Source organism: Streptococcus iniae (assembly GCF_030732225.1).
GTDB lineage: Bacteria > Bacillota > Bacilli > Lactobacillales > Streptococcaceae > Streptococcus > Streptococcus iniae.
On the sequence record NZ_CP132230.1, the window covers coordinates 287992 to 307678 of the forward strand.

Below are 19687 nucleotides of genomic sequence, written 5' to 3' on the forward strand. Positions count from 1 at the left end.
CGTCAGCTAATTGCGAGCAAAGCGAGCACAAGAGACTACTGCCATAAAGTGTCTAGCTGAAATATGGTATAATAGGAGCAATTGAAATGAATGAGGTAAGAAGATGAACGCATGGCAAGAAGTGACCTTGACAATTAATCGTGAGGCTGAAGAAGCAGTATCTAATCTGTTGATTGAAGCTGGTAGTCAGGGTGTGGCTATTAGTGACACGGCTGATTATCTGGGTCAAAAAGACAGATTTGGCGAGATTTTTAAAGAGGTTGAGCAGTCTGAAATGGTGACTATCACGGCTTATTTTCCAGAAGGTGTTGCTATTGAACCCTTAAAAGAGGAACTTTTATCGCAGATTAATGCTCTTGAAGCATCAGGTTTTAAAACAGGGGCAGTGACTTTAACGACACAAGATTTAGCAGAAGAAGACTGGGCAGACAACTGGAAGAAATACTATGAACCAGCCCGTATCACCCATGACCTAACCATCGTTCCATCATGGACAGACTATGAGGCGACCGCTGGGGAAAAAATCATTCGTTTAGATCCAGGCATGGCTTTTGGCACAGGGACTCACCCAACGACAAAAATGAGCCTTTATGCTCTGGAGCAAGTGCTTCGTGGGGGTGAAACTGTCATTGATGTTGGGACGGGTTCTGGCGTCTTGTCTATTGCAAGCTCTTTACTTGGCGCAAAAGAGATTTATGCTTATGATTTGGATGATGTTGCGGTACGCGTTGCCCAAGAAAATATAGACCTTAATCAAGGTACTGAAAACATTCACGTGGCAGCAGGTGACCTTCTAAAAGGCATTGACGTTAAAGCCCAAGTTATCGTTGCCAACATCCTTGCAGATATCTTGATTCATCTAACAGAGGATGCCTACAGATTAGTTGAAGATGAGGGCTATCTGATTATGTCTGGTATCATTTCAGAAAAATGGGCAATGGTCAAAGAATCAGCAGAAGCAGCAGGATTTTTCCTAGAAACTCATATGATTCAGGGGGAGTGGAATGCTTGTATCTTCAAAAAAACAGACAGTAGATCAGGAGTGATTGGTGGCTAATGCAACAGTATTTTGTAACTGGACAGGCTCAAGCGGAGTGTGTCATAAGAGATAAAGATACCCTTAAACACATGTTTCAAGTCATGCGACTAGCACAGGACGATCACGTGATTTTGGTTTTTGATGATGGGATTAAGCGTTTAGCAAAGGTTATTGATGCAAATGAACATCGCTTAGCCATCATTGAAGATTTGGATGAAAATGTGGAGATGCCGGTTGAGATTACCATTGCCTCAGGTTTTCCTAAAGGAGACAAATTAGACCTGATCAGCCAAAAAGCTACAGAACTTGGTGCCTCTGCCATTTGGTCCTACCCTGCAGATTGGTCAGTGGTTAAATGGGATGGCAAAAAACTTGCCAAAAAGGAAGAAAAATTAGCTAAAATTGTTCAAGGAGCAGCAGAGCAAAGTAAACGTAATAGGCTTCCAGAAGTCAGACTTTTTGAGAAAAAGGTAGATTTCATGACAGAACTTGAGGGCTTTGATAAAATCCTGATTGCTTATGAAGAATCGGCTAAAGAAGGGGAACTATCTGCGCTAGCAAGTAGCATTAAGACTTGGCAAAAAGGAGATAAAATCCTTCTGCTATTTGGTCCTGAAGGTGGTATTTCTCCTAAGGAAATTGCTGCTTTTGAAGCATCTGGTGGTTTTAAAGTTGGCTTGGGTCCTAGAATTATGCGAACCGAAACAGCTCCTTTGTATGCCTTAAGCGCCATCAGTTTCGCCTTAGAATTGAATCAATGAGAAAGTGTTAAACAAACACTTTCTTTTTTTATTTAAATTAAGTATTGACTTTATAAAACGAAGTGTTACTATTTAAATTAAGTAATTGCTTAATTTAAATTCAAAGGAGACTTTATGAAAAAAGTTTTATCGAACAAACTATTTATGGCTACCTTCGTTTCAGATATGTTGTCCAATTTTGGTGATATTGTCTATTATTTTGCGATGATGGCCTATGTTTTACAACTGCCCAATACCAATATCGCTATTTCTTTGGTAACTTTTTCTGAGAGTTTACCTATATTAAGCAAACTGTTAATGAGTATTTGGGGAGATCGGACCAAAAATAAGTTAGATACGATTCTTTGGACTTTGATGCTACGAATTGTTCTTTATAGTATTGTTGGTTTTGCAATGGGCTTTACTCCATCGCTTTGGATTCTGGGACTTGCTTTGCTTGTCAATGTATGTTCGGACCTTGCTGGGCAATATGAAAATGCCCTCTTTACTCCGATTAGTTTACGGATTGTAACTAAAGAAGATCGAGAAGGGATGTTTGCTTTTCGTCAAGCTGTTTCTTCGGTTCTTTATATGCTTTTTCAGGCCAGCGGAGCTTTTTTCATAACTGTTTTGACTTTTTCACAGTTGGCTTACTTTAATGCAAGTACTTTTTTAATCAGTGCAACTATTATGCTAATCATAAGAGGTACTCTGAAACAAAAATTGGATGAAAATCCGATTGTAACGGTGAATAAAGAGGGTTCAGAGACGGTTTTTGAAAGTATCTGCTCTTCACTTAAGTTGGCTTATTCTTCTTTGGACAGTATTCCAGAGGTCAAACAAACCCTTATTAGTATCATGGGGATGAATGCTATTGTTGTCGTTGAAGAGCCCTTGTTTCTTTTGATTGTCAAGCACAATCCTGCCTTTGGTTTTGGAAATCCAATGATGACTTTAGCGCTTATGACTCTTGCATCTGTGTTAGGGAATGTCACAGGCAGTATTTTATTATCTAAACTAAAAACAGACCTGTCATTTGCTAAAATGACGATGCTATCCAGTTTTTTTATCTTAACTTTATTTCTGGGTTATTTAATGCAGACAATGACTCTTATATTAATTTCTGGGTTTTTAATGTGTGTCATTGTTGGAATGATTAATCCTAAATTTTTCGCCTTGCTCTCTAACACGGTACCCGAAAACCAATTAGCAACTATCGAAGGTGGTATTGGTAGTTTTACTATGATAGGGATGCTTCTTAGTCGTCTCATTATTGCTTTAATGGTTCTATTGCTATCAACTGATACGATTTCCGTCATCTTTGTCTTGCTAGCTTTGCTACTTTTAGGGTACACTATAAGAAAGAATAATACCGTTAAACAATGATCATAATATTAGGAAGAAGGAAATATGGATCCTCACTACGATGCTAATGCAAGTTCTCTTATGGAACAATTGTTTATGCCCTATTTTTCTGGTCAGTGGAATCAGGAAGATTGGGATTTCACGGTCAAAGAAAGAGCTATCCTCAAGGATTACCTTCTTGTTTTTGATGAAATTAAAGATTTATTTGAACCATACCGTCAAGATATTGCCACTTATTATTTATCCTATTATGGTGTTAACCTATTACAGGTCTGCTATTTCTTATTTTTAGAGAGAAAAGAAACAGTTTCAACGATCCAAGAGTTGCATCAATTAGCTCTTAAATTGTCAGAACAAGACATCAAAGAAAGATTATGTTTTCTTTTGATGAATGAGGAAGATGCTTCTAAGGGGTTTTGGGATTTACTTGAGAATTCTAATTTAAAGCCTGACACCAAATGGTATTTTAGTCAGTTTTACAAATATCCGCTGGATAATATGAAAAAGCTAATTGCTTTGTCAGAAAAATTAGTTACTTTATATCAACCTTATCTAAAAGCTGGTGAGAAGCACCGTCAGGCTTTTAGTCAGAGTTTTTCTTTGGAAAAGCTGTTTGAGGAAAGTCACGTTATTTCAGAAGAACAGTATCAACAAAACAAAGATAGAGAGTATCACTTGTATATTTTGAGTCCTTGGATGATTTGTTTTGCTTCAACTGATATGACAAGTCGGAATAGAGGTTCAGTTGCTCTTATTGTTTCTTGCTATGTGGATGATTTGCTTTTGTCTCACAATGATTTAGATGATGATGATTTTTCAATTGTCCTTAAGTTGTTGAGTGACATTACCAGGTACAAGGTTATGGTCGAGCTTTTAAAAGGGGAATTAAAGAGTAAAGAGATTGCTGAGAAGTTTGGAATTACAGGAGCAGCAGTTTCCTTTCATACCCAAAAACTTATTAATGCTCATATTTTAATCTTTAGTGAATCTAATAGTAAAGGGAAATATGAGCTTAATAAATCATTTCTTAACCAAGTTATGAATAAACTTAAACAAGAATTATACCTAGATCAAGATGAGATTTAGACTGATTAGATTGTTAAAGAATCCTCCCTAAATAAGATTTGGGGAGAGTTTTTATTCTTTTTGAGAAAACGCTTTACAAATATTATAAAGACAGTTATAATAAATTTAGCAACAACGCAAGCGCTTGCGCAGAAATGTAAAAAGTGCTTGCTTCTCATTAATCTATAAAGATTATGGAAAAAGGAGATTTAGGATGAAAGCTTCAATCAAACAATTCTTTTCTTTTGAATTTTGGCAAAAATTTGGGAAATGTCTAATGGTCGTTATTGCTGTTATGCCTGCTGCAGGTTTAATGGTGAGTATCGGTAATTCTATTCCCATGATTAATCAGGATTCAACAACTCTTGCAACCATTGGTAATGTCATTGCTCAAATAGGTTGGGGAGTTATTGGGAATTTACACCTTTTATTTGCCCTAGCCATTGGAGGTAGTTGGGCTAAAGAAAGAGCAGGAGGAGCTTTTGCTTCTGGCTTAGCATTTGTTTTGATTAACCGTATTACAGGAGCTGTTTATGGGATTAATGCTGCCATGTTGGCTGATCCAGAAGCTAAGATTAAGAGTTTTCTTGGAACACAAATGGTAGTCAAAAATTACTTTACCAGTGTTTTAGAGTTCCCAGCATTAAATACAGGTGTTTTTGTCGGAATTATTGCTGGTTTTGTTGGTGCTACTGCCTATAATAAATACTACAATTATCGTAAATTACCAGAAGTATTAACATTCTTTAATGGAAAACGTTTTGTACCATTTGTTGTTATTCTTCGTTCAACACTGGTAGCACTTGTTTTGGCTCTAATTTGGCCAGTTATCCAATCAGGTATTAATGGTTTTGGGATGTGGATTGCTTCTTCTCAAGATACTGCACCTATTTTAGCACCTTTTTTATATGGTACTTTGGAGCGTCTCTTGTTGCCTTTTGGCTTACATCATATGCTTACCATTCCAATGAACTATACAGCACTTGGTGGCACTTATGAAGTAATGACTGGTGCAAGTGCTGGAACAAAAGTATTCGGCCAAGATCCTCTATGGTTAGCTTGGGTAACAGACTTAGTTGGTCTTAAAGGGTCAGATGCTTCTGCTTATAACCATTTAATGGCAAGTGTGACACCGGCTCGCTTTAAAGTTGGTCAAATGATTGGTGCATCAGGAACCCTTATGGGACTTGCTCTTGCCATGTACCGTAATGTGGATCCAGATAAAAAAGCTAAATATAAAATGATGTTCATTTCAGCAGCTGCAGCGGTATTTTTGACAGGTGTTACAGAACCGCTTGAGTACATGTTTATGTTTGCAGCTATGCCACTTTACCTTGTTTATGCAGTGGTTCAAGGCGCTTCATTTGCTATGGCAGATCTTGTGAACCTTCGTGTGCACTCATTTGGAAATATTGAATTGTTAACCCGTACGCCAATGGCTATTAAAGCTGGATTGGGAATGGACTTGATTAATTTTGTATGGGTATCATTGTTATTTGGTCTTATCATGTACTTGATTGCAGACTTTATGATTAAAAAAATGAAACTAGCAACAGCAGGTCGTCTAGGAAACTACGACGCAGATATGTTGACTGATGACACTCATAAGCAATCACAAGAAGTAGCGGATGCTAATTCACAAGTGGTTCAAATCATCAATCTTTTAGGTGGCGCAAGTAACATTGCTGATGTTGATGCCTGTATGACACGCCTTCGTGTAACAGTGCAAGAAGCTGACAAGGTTTCAGCAGAAGATCTTTGGAAAAAAGCTGGCGCTATGGGGCTGATTGTTAAAGGAAATGGCGTTCAAGCTGTTTATGGTCCTAAGGCGGATATTATCAAATCTGATATTCAAGACTTACTGGATTCAGGAGTAATCATCCCAGAAAGTTCGGTAGAAAATCATAGCTCAACGCTTTCACCAAAGTCATTTAAAGGCATCACAGAAACGGTTCTTTCAGTGGCTGATGGGCTTGCGCTTCCAATCACAGAAGTAGATGACCAAGTTTTTGCTGCTAAGATGATGGGAGATGGCTTCGCTGTTGAACCGGATAATGGCAATGTATACTCACCTGTTTCAGGTGTTATAACGAGCGTTTTCCCAACTAAACATGCTTTAGGGATTTTATCAGATAATGGGCTAGAAGTATTAGTTCATATTGGTTTAGATACGGTTGCTTTAAATGGAGTTCCTTTCTCTGCTAAGGTTAGTGAAGGAGATCGTGTTACAGCTGGTGATTTACTAGTTGTTGCTGATCTTGCAGCCATTACATCAGCAGAACGTGAAACAACAATTGTCGTTGTCTTTACAAATCAACCTGAGATCAAGACTGTTTCACTTGATAAGCAAGGAAAAGTATTAGCTAAACAAGCCATTGCAAGTGTTGCATTGTAAAATGGCGTAACAAGAACAAGAAAAGAGTGACCAAGAAGGTGTCACTCTTCTTCTCATGAGAGGAAATGAAAGAATGGTCAAATGTTTAACCATTAATGTGCATGCTTGGATGGAAGCTGAGCCCCTTAAAAAATTAGTGGACTTGGCAGAGCATATTCTGGCAGAAAAATATGATCTTATCTGCTTGCAGGAAGTCAATCAGTTAATGGAGAGTAAGGCTGCTAGGGAATTGTTGGCTTATCAGGAGATTCCGGGGACGCCCTGTATTCATCAGGATAACTTTGCACTTTTATTGGTTAAATATCTGGAAAAGCAGGGCCAGTCTTACTATTGGTCATGGGCTTATAATCATATTGGCTATGATAAATACCACGAAGGCGTAGCGATTTTATCCAAGAAAGCTATTTCAGTATCTGATATTTTAGTGAGTGAAACTTCTGACCCAGCTGATTATCATACCAGGCGCGTTTTATTGGCTAAGACTTGTTTAGATGGTCAAGATGTAGCTGTTTGCTCCTTGCATTTGTCTTGGTTTGGTAAGGGATTTGAAGGGGAGTGGGCTAAGCTTGAGGCAGAGCTGTCTAGGTTAGATTTACCTTTACTCTTGTTGGGAGATTTTAATAACCCTACAGATCTTGAGGGCTACCAGCTGATGATGGCAAGTAATTTGAACTTGCAAGATAGTCATAAAGTGGCGCAAGTTGTCTATGGCAATCATAGTATTGTAGCTGATATTGATGGTTGGGAAAACAATCAGGAATCCTACAAGGTAGATCATGCTTTGCTTAGTCCGCAATTGCACGTGAGTTCATCGCAAATTGTTTTTGATGGTGGAGCTTCCCCAGTGATTAGTGACCATTATGGTTTGGAGATTGTTCTTCATTTTTAAGATAGGAAAACCCCATAGGCACAAGGCTTATGGGGTTATTTGTTTTAATCAATCATTTGACTTTTAAGATAGGCGTCCACTAATTTTTCAGTGGCTTCTACGGAGTCTGTGTGTGTGCGTTCATAGGAGTGACTTGATTCTATACCTGCACCAAGAAGGGCGTGCCTCACTTCGGCTCCTGAACGTAGAGCTGCTGAGGCATCTGAACCATAATAGGGGTAGATATCTAGTTTGTAAGGGATATTGTTATCCTCACAGAGAGTTACCATTTGTTGACGAAGATCATAATGGTAAGGACCAGAAGCGTCTTTGACACAAATAGAGACAGTGTATTCGTCTGTTGCTTGGTCATCACCCATTGCTCCCATATCAACAGCTAAGTATTCAACAGCTTGAGCTGGTAGGCTGGAGTTTGCGCCATGCCCCACTTCTTCAAAGGCTGAGAAGTAGAAGTGAGTTGTATAGGGTAATTGTATTTTTTCTTCTTGATAGACTTTAAGGAGTTTCATGAGAATGGCTGCTGAAACTTTATCATCTAAGTGACGAGATTTGATAAAGCCGGATTCCGTAACGATGACACGAGGATCAAAGGAGATGAAATCTCCAATTTCAATGCCAAGGGCGCGTGTTTGTTCAGCAGTGCTTACCTTTTCATCGAGCCGAACTTCCATATTAGCTTGATTGCGTTCAGCTGTTCCGGCATCTTTATAGACATGAACAGAGGTTTGGTGCATAAGGATGGTACCAGAAATTTCCTTGCCGTTTTTAGCCACATGCACCGTACAGTTTTCACCCTCAATGGCATTATAAACAAAGCCGCCGACTAAGTCTAATTTTAAACGACCGTCTGGCTTGATGGCACGAACCATAGCGCCTAATGTATCAAGATGGGCTGTGACAACACGGTGTTTATCATCGTTTTGCCCTTGGACAGAAACCATAAGTCCCCCTTTGTGGGTTCTTTTAGGCTTATAACCAAAGGTGCTTAATTCGTTAGTGACATAATCCATGATGGTTTTAGTGTAGCCTGTGGGTGATGGAATATTAGTTAATGCTGTGATGTAGTTAACAGTGGTATTCATAAAATCTCCTTAGGTATAACAATTATCTCCTTAATTATACCATTTATGTTTTTTTAAAACAGTAAAGGTCAGAAAATAAGTTCTGACCTTTTAAGCTTGATTATTTAGCCAAATTTCTTTTTGCTCTAAAATGATTTTTGCGAGACGTTCAATATCAGAACTGGTCCCTCGCATTTCAAAGTCCCCAATCATAGGAAAGCCAAAACGCTTGGCGTATTGCTTTGCAGTTAAACAATACTGCTTGTTAAAATTCAAGTTTCCAGATCCGATAATGCCAAAGCAGCGCTTGTAGTTATCATGTGAACGGATAAAATCTCCAAGTGGGGTTGTTAATATCTCGACATCGCCAGAATCCACCCCATTTCCTCCTTCCAGATAAGTGGGAATGATAGTGAGAAAATCTTCCTCTACTTTGAATGTTTGGTGATTTTGATCTTTGATGTTAATGAGTTTGCAGGTGATGTTTTTGGTATCACTTAGGTATTGTGACAGGCGTTTGACAAAACTTAAGGTATTGCCACTAAGGCTAATAAAGACAATGGTTAATTGGGACATTTCGTCTCCTTTTACTAGATATAGTTGTTTATTATAGAGTTTATCACAATATATAGGAGGAAACAAGAAAAAAAGAAACCAAGCCTTGCTTGATTTCTTGAGTATTTAAGCCTTGTCTTCTTCTTTTTGAGCAAATAATGATGCTAGTCCTAGTAGGCTTAAGCCCATGAATAAGAAGCCTTTAGATTCTTGACTTCCTGTGTGTGGAAGATTTTCATGACTTGTGGCAGTTGCTGATGCGACTTTAACTTGTTGGTAAGCTTTGGCAGCCATTTGATGGATATTTTTACGGTCTTGGTCTGTGAGTGTTCCAGATTTTGGCGTTTCTTCGACAGCTTTAGGTTTAACATATGTGAAGATAAAGTCACCAAATCCTTCAACTGTTGAAAGACCGTTGTATGAAATGTCCTCTTTGTCACCAATCAAATCTTTTGCTTTATCAGAACTTAAGAAATGAAGATCAAGTCCAGCAATGCTATCAGTAAAGTACCAGTTGTTGTCAGCACTTGGGTTAATGGTTTTTTCTGAGACAATATAGTTAATGATGGCTTGACGGTTTTCTAAACCAAGAAGGTGATTGATAGTGGCGTTTTTAACGCCAGGGAATGTTCCACTAGCGCGGTAGTTATTAGTAACAACCATAAATTCTTGGTTAGGATCAATTGCTTTGCCTTGGTATTTCAGGTTGCGAACTCGGCTAGCTTCAGGGTTTACAATAACCCCATTACGGTCATATTTATTTGCTTGTGTAATGTCAAATTCATAAGTAATGCCATCAATAACATCAAAGTTGTAGGTGCGGTATTCAGTATTGACAAGGTTTTGTGGGCCTGCATTTTTAGGGTCGATGGTGTTGAACTGCCCAGCAGACATTTCTAACCACTCTTTGATATCAGCGCCTGTGACTTTCAAAATAGCAGCCACATTATCATACAAATAAAGATCGGCCACATTTTTGATTGCAAGAGGTCCAGCAGGAATATCAGTGTAAGCTGTTGGGTCGTTACGTGTTCCAGCTTTAAATGGTGCTGCAGCAGAAAGCAGTGGGAGATTTGCTTCAGCTGTTCCAGCTAATTGCTGCGCGGCATACCAGAGTTGAGCTTTGTTAACAATTTGAACAGATGGGTCATCTTTAACCAAGGCAAAGTAGCTAGTGATTGGTGCAGTAGAAACACCAACTTGTTGACGAACGTAAGCAACAGTTCCTTCGTGAACTTTTTTAGCAAGTGCTAGAATGTCAGGATTAGCAACAGTTGATTTTGTATCGATTTTGCGGATTTCAGCATGGTTTTTGTCTCTGTTCACAGACCATTTGCCGTTTGTATAGGTTAAGTTGAGATCGATAATACCAAGGTGGTCACCGTATTTTCCAGCCATGGTAACAGGTGTCCCCTTGATAAGACCTGCTTCACCATCGACACCCTCGTATTTTTCGTAAAAACCAGTACCAGTACCTGAAGGGAACTCGGCATGGGAATGACCTGTGACAACGGCATCAACGCCTTTCAAGCTTGCAATTTGGTAACCGACATTTTCTTCGCCAACTTCATAGACATTATCTCCAATACCTGTATGTGCTAAGACTAAAACAATATCAGCCCCTGCTTGACGCATTTTTGGAATAATGTTTTCAACAGCTTGGACAGAGTCCATCACAGTTACTTTACCTTCGAGATTTGCTTTATCCCAAGCCATGATTTGTGGTGGCACAATTCCTGTGATACCGATTTTTAGGTCAACAGTTTTTCCAGTAGCATCAAGAAAAGTTTTGGTGATAATGCTATAAGGATTAAACATGTTTTCCTTGGTAGTAGCATTTAAGACATTGGCATTGACGATTGGAAGATTAGCAGAAGCAATAACGGTATTTAAGTAGTCTAAGCCATAGTTAAATTCGTGGTTTCCTAGAGTTGAAGCGTCATAGCCTAAGAGTTTTAGGGCTTCATACATTGGGTGTGTTTCTCCTGCTTTAACAGGATTAATTAGTGCTGTGTAAGTAGCTAATGGTGTTCCTTGTAAGATATCGCCATTATCCACTAAGACAGTATTGGTTTTTTCTGTTTTTGCTTTATCAATTAGAACGGCTGTTTTAGCTAAACCGATGGTTTGTGAATCTTTATCTTGATAGTAATCGTAATTGACGAGGTTAGAATGCAAGTCAGTTGTTGACAGGATTCTAACATCAAGTGTTTGGCCCTCAACAGGAGTATTAGCTAATGTTTCGGCCTGAGGGCTTGATGCTAGTGTTGTGCTAGTTGGTGTTGTAGGAGGTGTCGGTGTTGCAGTTTCTGGGGAGCTAGTGCTATTGGTTGCTGTCGGTGTTTCAAGGCTTGCAGAAGGTGTACTTGCTATGTCACTGGTTGTATTTGTACTTGTTTCAAGACTAGTTGGAGCGGGAGCTGCTAAGTCTTCAGCTTGAACATAGTGGGCCATACCAGTGGCCATAAGCATGCTTAAAAAGATTGCACTTTTTGAAACGTAATGTTTTTTCATTCGAAATCTCCTAAAATTTATTAAAAAATGAATTTGGATAACCATTATACAACATGTAAAGGGTTTCATCAATCCTTTTTACGAACTTTTTTAAATAAATTGAACAAAAACATACGCATAAACAAGAGCGACATTCTTTGTTTCATGAGAGGAAGAAGATGCTTGAAGCGTGATAAACTAAGGAACTCTGCTTTTGCTTTTGTTGGTAAAATGATAGAATAAAGACAAGAAATTTTTTATGAGGACACAGATGGCAAAAGAAATTAATTTAACGGGAGAAGAAGTGGTTGCAATAGCATCCGGATATATGTCAGAATCTGATGCTGCCTTTGTCAAATTTGCACTTAACTATGCAACGGCGGCGCATTATTATCAGGCACGTAAATCAGGGGAGCCCTATATTATTCACCCTATTCAGGTAGCGGGTATTTTAGCAGACTTACATTTGGATGCTGTCACTGTAGCCTGTGGTTTTTTGCATGATGTTGTGGAAGATACAGATATTACCTTGGCTGATATTGAGACAGACTTTGGTAAAGATGTGCGTGATATCATTGACGGAGTAACCAAACTTGGTAAGGTTGAGTACAAGTCACATGAAGAACAATTAGCTGAAAATCACCGTAAAATGCTAATGGCAATGTCTAAAGATATACGTGTTATCTTGGTTAAATTAGCTGACCGTTTGCACAATATGCGGACTCTCAAGCATTTACGAAAAGATAAACAAGAGCGTATCTCTCGTGAAACCATGGAGATTTATGCGCCTTTGGCTCATCGTTTGGGGATTAGCCGCATTAAGTGGGAGTTAGAAGATTTATCGTTTCGCTACCTTAACGAGACAGAATTTTACCGTATCTCCCATTTGATGACAGAAAAGCGCCGTGAGCGTGAGGCTTTGGTGGATGAAATTGTGGATAAAATCATGACTTACACCAATGAACAAGGACTTTATGGGGATGTTTATGGTCGTCCAAAGCATATTTACTCTATTTATCGTAAGATGCGTGACAAGAAAAAACGTTTTGATCAAATTTTTGATTTGATTGCTATTCGTTGTGTCATGGAGACACAAAGTGATGTCTATGCAATGGTTGGTTATATTCATGAGCTCTGGCGTCCAATGCCAGGCCGCTTCAAGGATTATATTGCAGCTCCAAAAGCCAATGGCTATCAGTCTATTCATACGACTGTATATGGGCCTAAAGGGCCAATTGAAATTCAAATTCGTACAAAAGAAATGCATCAAGTTGCCGAGTATGGGGTTGCGGCTCACTGGGCTTATAAAAAGGGCATTAAAGGTAAAGTTAATCAAGATGACCAAAAAGTTGGCATGAACTGGATTAATGAGCTTGTTGAACTTCAAGATGCTTCAAATGGAGATGCTAAAGATTTTGTTAATTCTGTCAAAGAAGAAATTTTTTCTGAACGTATTTATGTCTTTACGCCGACAGGTGCTGTGCAAGAGTTGCCTAAAGAGTCGGGGCCTATTGATTTTGCATATGCCATACACACCCAAGTTGGTGAAAAAGCGACAGGTGCTAAAGTCAATGGACGCATGGTGCCACTGACAGCTAAATTAAAAACAGGTGATGTGGTCGAGATTGTAACCAATCCAAGTTCCTTTGGGCCAAGTCGTGATTGGATTAAGTTAGTGAAAACTAATAAAGCTCGCAATAAAATCCGCCAATTTTTCAAGAATCAAGACAAGGAACTTTCGGTTAACAAGGGGCGTGAACTTCTGGTTAATTATTTCCAAGAACAAGGCTATGTTGCCAATAAATACTTAGACCGAAAACAGATGGAAGATATTTTGCCGCGTTTAAGTGTCAAGAGTGTGGAGTCGCTTTATGCAGCTGTTGGTTTTGGAGATTTGAGTCCAGTTTCGGTCTTCAATAAATTAACTGAAAAAGAGCGTCGACTAGAAGAGCGGGCTAAAGCTAAAGCTGAAGCTGAAGAATTGGTTAACGGTGGCGAAGTTAAGCATGAAAACAAGGAAGTGCTTAAAGTTCGTAGTGAAAATGGTGTGATTATTCAAGGAGCATCGGGACTTCTTATGCGTATCGCCAAGTGTTGTAATCCTGTTCCTGGCGACAACATCGAAGGTTATATTACAAAAGGCCGAGGGATTGCGATTCACCGAGCAGATTGTAACAATATTAAAGGTCAAGAAGGGTATGAGCAACGTCTGATTGAAGTGGAATGGGACATGGAAAACTCCAGCAAAGATTACCAAGCTGAGATTGATATCTATGGCCTTAACCGCGCAGGACTCCTTAATGATGTTTTGCAGATTCTTTCTAACTCAACAAAAAGTATCTCAACTGTCAATGCTCAACCTACTAAAGACATGAAATTTGCCAATATCCATGTCAGCTTTGGCATACCAAACCTTTCTCACTTAACAACTGTTGTTGAGAAAATCAAGGCAGTTCCAGATATCTACAATGTCAAACGTACGAATGGTTAAGGAGCTTACATGAAAATTATCATCCAACGTGTGTCGCAGGCTTCGGTTAGTATTGATGGGAAAATCGCTGGCGCTATCAATCAAGGCTTAATGCTCCTTGTCGGAGTTGGACCAGAAGATGACCAATCAGATTTAGACTATGCTGCGCGAAAAATTCTCAATATGCGTATCTTTTCAGATACTGATGACAAAATGAATTTGTCTGTTCAAGATATTGGAGGAAGCATTCTGTCTATTTCGCAGTTTACCCTCTATGCAGACACCAAAAAAGGGAATAGACCTGCCTTTACGGGGGCTGCTAAACCTGATAGGGCTAGTCAGCTTTATGACCAATTTAATGCTTTGCTAGCTGAAACATGTCCCCTTGAAAAAGGGATTTTTGGAGCAGACATGCAAGTTTCCTTGATTAATGATGGGCCTGTAACCATTGTTTTAGATACAAAAAATAAGTAAAAGGAGGACTGTCTTGTCAAAACAAGTCTTAAAAAGTGAGGTGTTTGCTTATTTGATTTTTGGCCTGTTGACAACTCTCCTCTATCTACTTATTCGATTTTTTGTCTATCAAATGACAGGACAAGCGACCTTGTCGGCGGCAATTGCTAATGTTACGGCAATTCTTTTTGCTTTTATCACCAATGATCAGTTTGTATTTCCACAAAAACCGCAAGGGGTGCTCAAACGATTTTGGCAGTTTGTTCTTGTAAGGTTGTCAACCTTGGTGATGGATCTTGCTTTAGCCTATTTTCTTGTAGAGAAATACCCACAAATAATTGCTTGTTTTGTGGGAAATGATTTGTCAAGGGTTAATAAAGTAGAGTCTGTTTTGGCGCAAATCTTAATCATTGCTGTCAATTACTTTGTTAGCAAATACCTTATTTTTAGAAATCATAACTGAAAGGGAGATGGTATGACCGTCTCTTTTTTGAGTTTCATTTGTCGCTATTTGTCTGAATTTTTTATAAAATGAGTTAAAAAGAATTGAGAGGGTGAAGAAATCATGACAGAACCATTGTTTAAAAAATTGAAGATGGCTAAATTCCAAGATATAACCTTAATGAAGCTGGCTAGGGAAAAGAGTGTTTTTGATCACTTTCCGCAAAATGCCTTTCCTGCTGATTTAATTGTGGGCTATGTTTATCACTTAGAAGAGATGAAAGAGCTTATTTTTAGGGTTTTTAATGAAAAGCTTCTTAAGCCTAATGGACACCTTTACCTTATGTATCCAAAAACCAAAAATAAGTTGGGTTATGAGGCTATTGGTCGTGATAGTATTTTCCCATTTTTGAAGGTTGATCAAGACAATGGTTATGTTGAGGGAACGACCATTAAATTCAATCGAATGAATGCACTAGATGACAATTACACTCTTTTGGGACTTAAATATACTAAGGAAGTGGAAGAAAGATCAGCATCTAAATCTAGCCAAAAAGTTGCAGATTATGTGGAGAAAATTAATGATGTCAAAGCTTATCTTACAACCCATCCCAAAGAAAAGGTATTTTTTGAGCAGTTAACACCCGGCTATCAAAGAGGGTGGGCCAGATATATTTACTCAGCAAAAACAAAGGCGACACAAGAGAAACGTCAAACAGAGATGCTTGATATCCTTAAAGCTGGTTTTAAATCACGCGAACTCTATCGAGCTAGCTTGAAATCATAGTAGAAATAAGAGCTCTTTCTTTTGAAAGGGTTTTTCTGTGTTATAATGTCTATAAGTATAGCTTGAAAGGATAAGTATGGAACTGAAAGAATTATTTCCGGGTGTGACTTGTGGAGCGTTTCCGCTATCAGACGATGCCTTTGTTAGTATTGAAGAAGATGGGCGTTTTTTTCATTTCCCTAAGGATAGTTTGTCTGAAAGGGAATTGTCTCTTCTTTCTTTAAAAACGGGTCAGAAGTTAAAAAACAGGCCTCATTTAACAGCTTGGGAAGGTTATTTATTAAAAGGAACTGGGAAATTGCCTGATCTTTTAGAGTTTTATCAGTTTCTTTATCTTAATCACCATCAGTCTCTTTCTGAGGAGTTGATTGATCTGTTGGTTACACTTTTGGGCGGTGTTCAAGCAGTGGTGAGAATTAGTCAGTCGCGGACGGCCTTTTTACTTAACCCTAAAGAAGAAGGGGATGCCTATCAGATTCTTAAGGATGTTTTGCCAACAGTAGAAAATGATTTTGGTTTAGCCTTGTCGGCCTTTCTAGGGAATCCTTGGACATTAGGGACAAATAACCAGCTTAAAGCTTTTTTTGAGGAAGAAAATACACTTTTTTCAGCTTATTTATCTCGAAAAGGCGATAAGAAGTTAACCTATTTTTCAGAGCTAATGGTATGGTCTCTTTTAGTTCAGATATCAGTGGAAGCTATTCAAGATCATTTTAATCAAATTTTTCTTCAAAATAAGGACGTTTCGGATATAGTGACTGCTCTTTGGCAATGCCAAGGGAATATGGTGCAGACTGCCCAACGTTTGTTTATTCACCGCAACTCATTACAATACAAATTGGACAAATTATTAGCTCAATCAGGCTTAAACCTTAAGAATTTAGACGATTTAGCATTTGTTCATCTCTTTTTGTTAACATAAGTCGTGTGCAAGGTGCCCAAAAAGTTTGGGCGCCTTGTCTGTATTTTGAAAACGCTATCTTTGCTATAATAAACCTATCAACATAAAAAAGAATATTGGTTAATAGCACCAATACTAATAGGAGTCCGTCATGGTAGAATTAAATTTAAATCATATCTACAAAAAATACCCAAACACAACACATTACGCTGTTGAAGATTTTGATTTGGATATCAAAGACAAAGAATTTATTGTTTTTGTAGGCCCATCAGGATGTGGGAAGTCAACAACGCTTCGTATGATTGCTGGTCTGGAAGATATTTCAGAAGGGGAACTTAAAATCGATGGCGAAGTGGTTAATGACAAATCACCTAAAGACCGTGATATCGCAATGGTTTTCCAAAACTATGCCCTCTACCCACACATGTCAGTTTACGACAACATGGCTTTTGGTTTGAAACTGCGTAAATACAAAAAAGATGATATTGACAAACGGGTTAAAGAGGCGGCTGAAATTCTTGGTTTAACAGAATTTTTAGACCGTAAACCAGCTGATCTTTCTGGTGGACAACGTCAGCGTGTTGCGATGGGACGTGCCATTGTCCGTGACGCTAAAGTATTCTTGATGGATGAACCTTTATCAAACTTAGATGCCAAACTACGTGTTTCAATGCGTGCTGAAATTGCAAAAATTCACCGTCGTATTGGGTCAACTACAATCTATGTTACCCACGACCAAACAGAAGCTATGACTTTGGCTGACCGTATCGTTATCATGAGTGCAACAAAAAACCCTCAAGGAAATGGTACTATAGGTAAAATCGAACAAGTTGGTTCACCACAAGAATTGTATAATCTTCCTGCAAATAAATTTGTTGCTGGCTTTATTGGAAGCCCTGCTATGAACTTCTTTGAAGTAACTGTAAAAGATGGCAGAATGACAAGTGAAGATGGTTTGGATATTGCTATTCCTGAAGGTCAAGAGAAAATTCTTGAAGCTGCTGGTTACAAAGGTAAAAAAGTGACTTTTGGAATCCGTCCAGAAGATATTTCAGGCAATCAAATCGTCCAAGATACTTATCCAAATGCAAGTGTTTGTGCGGAAGTTTTAGTATCTGAACTTTTAGGTTCAGAAACAATGCTTTATGTGAAATTAGGGCAAACAGAATTTGCTTCTCGTGTAGATGCCCGTGATTTCCATAATCCAGGTGAACAAGTCAATTTGACTTTCAATGTTGCAAAAGGACATTTCTTTGACATTGACACGGAACAAGCAATTCGCTAGTTAATCGATCCTCCTAGAATAATGCAAGGTCCTCAAAAAATATTTTGGGGATTTTGTTTCAAATTAGAAAGAGACAGACAATGCAAAAACACTGGTGGCACAAAGCTACAATTTATCAAATTTACCCATGCTCATTTCAAGACACAACTGGTAACGGGATTGGTGACCTTAAAGGGATTACGCAACGCTTAGATTATTTGGAGAAACTAGGGATTACGGCTATTTGGTTATCCCCAGTTTACCAATCCCCAATGGATGACAATGGTTATGATATTTCAGATTATCAGGCTGTTGCGGATGTTTTTGGGGATATGGCTGATATGGATTGCCTGCTTGATGAAGCCAATAAACGTGGCATTAAAATCATCATGGACTTAGTGGTCAATCATACGTCTGATGAACATGCTTGGTTTATTGAAGCTAGGGAAAATCCGCAGAGTCCAGAAAGAGATTTTTACATCTGGAGAGATGAGCCTAACAACTTAACATCGATTTTCTCAGGCTCCGCTTGGGAATTAGATGCTCAATCAGGACAATATTATTTGCATCTTTTCAGTAAAAGGCAACCTGACCTTAACTGGGAAAATGAGGACTTGCGTCAAAAAATCTATGATATGATGAATTTCTGGATTGATAAAGGCATTGGTGGTTTCCGTATGGATGTTATTGACTTAATTGGCAAGATTCCTGACGCTGAAATCACAGGTAACGGCCCTAAATTACATGATTACTTGAAAGAAATGAATCGTGCAAGTTTTGGAAACCATGATTTACTCACAGTTGGAGAAACTTGGGGGGCGACTCCTGAGATTGCCAGACTTTATTCTCGCCCTGAAAATCAAGAATTGTCAATGGTTTTTCAATTTGAGCATGTTGGCTTACAACACAAACCCAATCGTCCTAAATGGGATTTTGCAGAGGAACTAGATGTTCCGGCTTTGAAATCTATTTTCGCCAAGTGGCAGACAGAGCTTAAATTGGGTGAAGGCTGGAACTCGCTTTTTTGGAATAATCATGATTTACCTCGGGTATTGTCCATCTGGGGAAATGACAGTGACTATAGGGTTAAATCAGGAAAAGCAATGGCAATCTTGCTTCATTTGATGCGAGGAACTCCTTACATTTATCAAGGTGAGGAAATTGGGATGACCAATTATCCCTTTGAGTCTTTGAGTCAGGTCAATGATATTGAGTCTTTAAATTATGCTAAAGAAGCTCTTGAAAATGGTGTTTCAAAAGCGAATATTATAGAGAGTATTCGTCAGGTTGGTCGCGACAACGCTAGAACTCCTATGCAATGGGATGCTAGTCCAAATGCAGGTTTCTCAAGTGCTCAAGAACCATGGTTGGCTGTTAATCCGAACTTTGAGGAAATTAATGTGGCCAGTGCCTTGGCTGACAAAGACTCGCTCTTTTACACTTATCAAACATTAGTGACCCTTCGTAAAGAAGAGGACTGGCTAATTGATGCTGATTTCACCTTGCTTGAGACTGCCGACAAGGTTTTTGCCTATGAACGTTGTTTAGGTGAGGACACTTATTTGATAGTGGTTAATCTATCTGATCAAGACCAAGAGTTTAAGTTATCTTGTGATCATTACGAGACGATTATTGCAAACACAGATCCACAAGCAGTCATTGCCAATGCTAAATTAGCAGCCTGGGATGCCTTTTGTATTAAAAAATAAAAAGAAATCAAAGAACCCTAAAACAACTAAGGGTTTTTTGATTGTAAAAACCTAGGTTTG

Annotated in this window: 16 protein-coding genes; 13 read left to right on the forward strand and 3 right to left on the reverse strand. The window is 38.6% G+C overall.

Annotation, left to right across the window (positions count from 1 at the left end; genetic code table 11):
• Nucleotides 1-103: 103 nt before the first annotated feature.
• From prmA to Q9317_RS01615, 6 genes are all read left to right on the forward strand, one after another.
• A complete protein-coding gene (gene prmA, locus Q9317_RS01590; protein ID WP_003100589.1) occupies nt 104-1057 on the forward strand; it encodes a 50S ribosomal protein L11 methyltransferase in 954 nt (317 codons plus the stop codon).
• The gene (locus Q9317_RS01595) at nt 1057-1800 is read left to right on the forward strand and encodes a 16S rRNA (uracil(1498)-N(3))-methyltransferase (RefSeq protein ID WP_003100591.1); all 744 of its coding nucleotides are present in this window, start codon (nt 1057-1059) and stop codon (nt 1798-1800) included. The genes prmA and Q9317_RS01595 overlap by 1 nt, the downstream gene beginning before the upstream one ends.
• Nucleotides 1801-1914: 114 nt before the next feature.
• A complete protein-coding gene (locus Q9317_RS01600; RefSeq protein ID WP_003100592.1) occupies nt 1915-3165 on the forward strand; it encodes an MFS transporter in 1251 nt (416 codons plus the stop codon).
• 24 nt (nt 3166-3189) lie between these two features.
• Nucleotides 3190-4230 carry an ArsR/SmtB family transcription factor gene (locus Q9317_RS01605; RefSeq protein ID WP_121791483.1) on the forward strand — a complete coding sequence of 347 codons (1041 nt, stop codon included), beginning with the start codon at nt 3190-3192 and terminating at the stop codon, nt 4228-4230.
• 193 nt (nt 4231-4423) lie between these two features.
• The gene (locus Q9317_RS01610) at nt 4424-6604 is read left to right on the forward strand and encodes a PTS transporter subunit IIBC (protein WP_003100605.1); all 2181 of its coding nucleotides are present in this window, start codon (nt 4424-4426) and stop codon (nt 6602-6604) included.
• A 73-nt stretch (nt 6605-6677) separates the two neighbouring features.
• Nucleotides 6678-7493: an endonuclease/exonuclease/phosphatase family protein gene (locus Q9317_RS01615; RefSeq protein WP_003100608.1), complete on the forward strand. Its 816-nt coding sequence runs from the start codon at nt 6678-6680 to the stop codon at nt 7491-7493.
• A 44-nt stretch (nt 7494-7537) separates the two neighbouring features.
• On the opposite strand, the gene Q9317_RS01620 is transcribed toward Q9317_RS01615, so the two are convergent.
• From Q9317_RS01620 to Q9317_RS01630, 3 genes are all read right to left on the reverse strand, one after another.
• The gene (locus tag Q9317_RS01620; protein ID WP_003100618.1) at nt 7538-8575 is read right to left on the reverse strand and encodes a M42 family metallopeptidase; all 1038 of its coding nucleotides are present in this window, start codon (nt 8573-8575) and stop codon (nt 7538-7540) included.
• A 90-nt stretch (nt 8576-8665) separates the two neighbouring features.
• Entirely contained in the window at nt 8666-9130 is a 465-nt protein-coding gene (gene nrdI, locus Q9317_RS01625; protein ID WP_003100621.1) for a class Ib ribonucleoside-diphosphate reductase assembly flavoprotein NrdI, read from the reverse strand.
• A gap of 105 nt (nt 9131-9235) precedes the next feature.
• Complete coding sequence (locus Q9317_RS01630) at nt 9236-11623, reverse strand: bifunctional 2',3'-cyclic-nucleotide 2'-phosphodiesterase/3'-nucleotidase (protein ID WP_003100624.1); 2388 nt, start codon at nt 11621-11623, stop codon at nt 9236-9238.
• Nucleotides 11624-11873: 250 nt separating this feature from the next.
• Between Q9317_RS01630 and Q9317_RS01635 the strand changes: the two genes are divergently transcribed.
• The 7 genes from Q9317_RS01635 (at nt 11874) to Q9317_RS01665 (ending at nt 19627) form a co-directional block, all read left to right on the forward strand.
• Nucleotides 11874-14093 (forward strand): RelA/SpoT family protein, encoded by a 2220-nt coding sequence (locus Q9317_RS01635; RefSeq protein WP_003100627.1) that lies wholly within the window; start codon nt 11874-11876, stop codon nt 14091-14093.
• A 9-nt stretch (nt 14094-14102) separates the two neighbouring features.
• Nucleotides 14103-14546, forward strand: coding sequence for a D-aminoacyl-tRNA deacylase (gene dtd / locus Q9317_RS01640; protein ID WP_003100630.1), 444 nt, complete (start codon nt 14103-14105; stop codon nt 14544-14546).
• Between the two features lie 13 nt (nt 14547-14559).
• The gene (locus tag Q9317_RS01645; RefSeq protein ID WP_305981567.1) at nt 14560-14988 is read left to right on the forward strand and encodes a GtrA family protein; all 429 of its coding nucleotides are present in this window, start codon (nt 14560-14562) and stop codon (nt 14986-14988) included.
• A 102-nt stretch (nt 14989-15090) separates the two neighbouring features.
• Nucleotides 15091-15753, forward strand: coding sequence for a YdeI/OmpD-associated family protein (locus Q9317_RS01650; protein ID WP_003100634.1), 663 nt, complete (start codon nt 15091-15093; stop codon nt 15751-15753).
• Nucleotides 15754-15829: 76 nt separating this feature from the next.
• Nucleotides 15830-16675: a helix-turn-helix domain-containing protein gene (locus tag Q9317_RS01655; protein WP_003100636.1), complete on the forward strand. Its 846-nt coding sequence runs from the start codon at nt 15830-15832 to the stop codon at nt 16673-16675.
• Between the two features lie 130 nt (nt 16676-16805).
• Nucleotides 16806-17939 (forward strand): ABC transporter ATP-binding protein, encoded by a 1134-nt coding sequence (locus Q9317_RS01660; RefSeq protein WP_003100637.1) that lies wholly within the window; start codon nt 16806-16808, stop codon nt 17937-17939.
• A gap of 80 nt (nt 17940-18019) precedes the next feature.
• Nucleotides 18020-19627, forward strand: a complete 1608-nt coding sequence (locus tag Q9317_RS01665; protein WP_305981568.1) for a glycoside hydrolase family 13 protein — start codon at nt 18020-18022, stop codon at nt 19625-19627.
• Nucleotides 19628-19687 lie beyond the last annotated feature (60 nt).

What these genes read in the sequence shown, in the direction of transcription:
- prmA (WP_003100589.1), top strand. Translation starts at nt 104, where the DNA reads ATGAACGCATGGCAAGAAGTGACCTTGACAATTAATCGTGAGGCTGAA.
- Q9317_RS01595 (WP_003100591.1), top strand. Translation starts at nt 1,057, where the DNA reads ATGCAACAGTATTTTGTAACTGGACAGGCTCAAGCGGAGTGTGTCATA.
- Q9317_RS01600 (WP_003100592.1), top strand. Translation starts at nt 1,915, where the DNA reads ATGAAAAAAGTTTTATCGAACAAACTATTTATGGCTACCTTCGTTTCA.
- Q9317_RS01605 (WP_121791483.1), top strand. Translation starts at nt 3,190, where the DNA reads ATGGATCCTCACTACGATGCTAATGCAAGTTCTCTTATGGAACAATTG.
- Q9317_RS01610 (WP_003100605.1), top strand. Translation starts at nt 4,424, where the DNA reads ATGAAAGCTTCAATCAAACAATTCTTTTCTTTTGAATTTTGGCAAAAA.
- Q9317_RS01615 (WP_003100608.1), top strand. Translation starts at nt 6,678, where the DNA reads ATGGTCAAATGTTTAACCATTAATGTGCATGCTTGGATGGAAGCTGAG.
- Q9317_RS01620 (WP_003100618.1), bottom strand. Translation starts at nt 8,575, where the DNA reads ATGAATACCACTGTTAACTACATCACAGCATTAACTAATATTCCATCA.
- nrdI (WP_003100621.1), bottom strand. Translation starts at nt 9,130, where the DNA reads ATGTCCCAATTAACCATTGTCTTTATTAGCCTTAGTGGCAATACCTTA.
- Q9317_RS01630 (WP_003100624.1), bottom strand. Translation starts at nt 11,623, where the DNA reads ATGAAAAAACATTACGTTTCAAAAAGTGCAATCTTTTTAAGCATGCTT.
- Q9317_RS01635 (WP_003100627.1), top strand. Translation starts at nt 11,874, where the DNA reads ATGGCAAAAGAAATTAATTTAACGGGAGAAGAAGTGGTTGCAATAGCA.
- dtd (WP_003100630.1), top strand. Translation starts at nt 14,103, where the DNA reads ATGAAAATTATCATCCAACGTGTGTCGCAGGCTTCGGTTAGTATTGAT.
- Q9317_RS01650 (WP_003100634.1), top strand. Translation starts at nt 15,091, where the DNA reads ATGACAGAACCATTGTTTAAAAAATTGAAGATGGCTAAATTCCAAGAT.
- Q9317_RS01655 (WP_003100636.1), top strand. Translation starts at nt 15,830, where the DNA reads ATGGAACTGAAAGAATTATTTCCGGGTGTGACTTGTGGAGCGTTTCCG.
- Q9317_RS01660 (WP_003100637.1), top strand. Translation starts at nt 16,806, where the DNA reads ATGGTAGAATTAAATTTAAATCATATCTACAAAAAATACCCAAACACA.
- Q9317_RS01665 (WP_305981568.1), top strand. Translation starts at nt 18,020, where the DNA reads ATGCAAAAACACTGGTGGCACAAAGCTACAATTTATCAAATTTACCCA.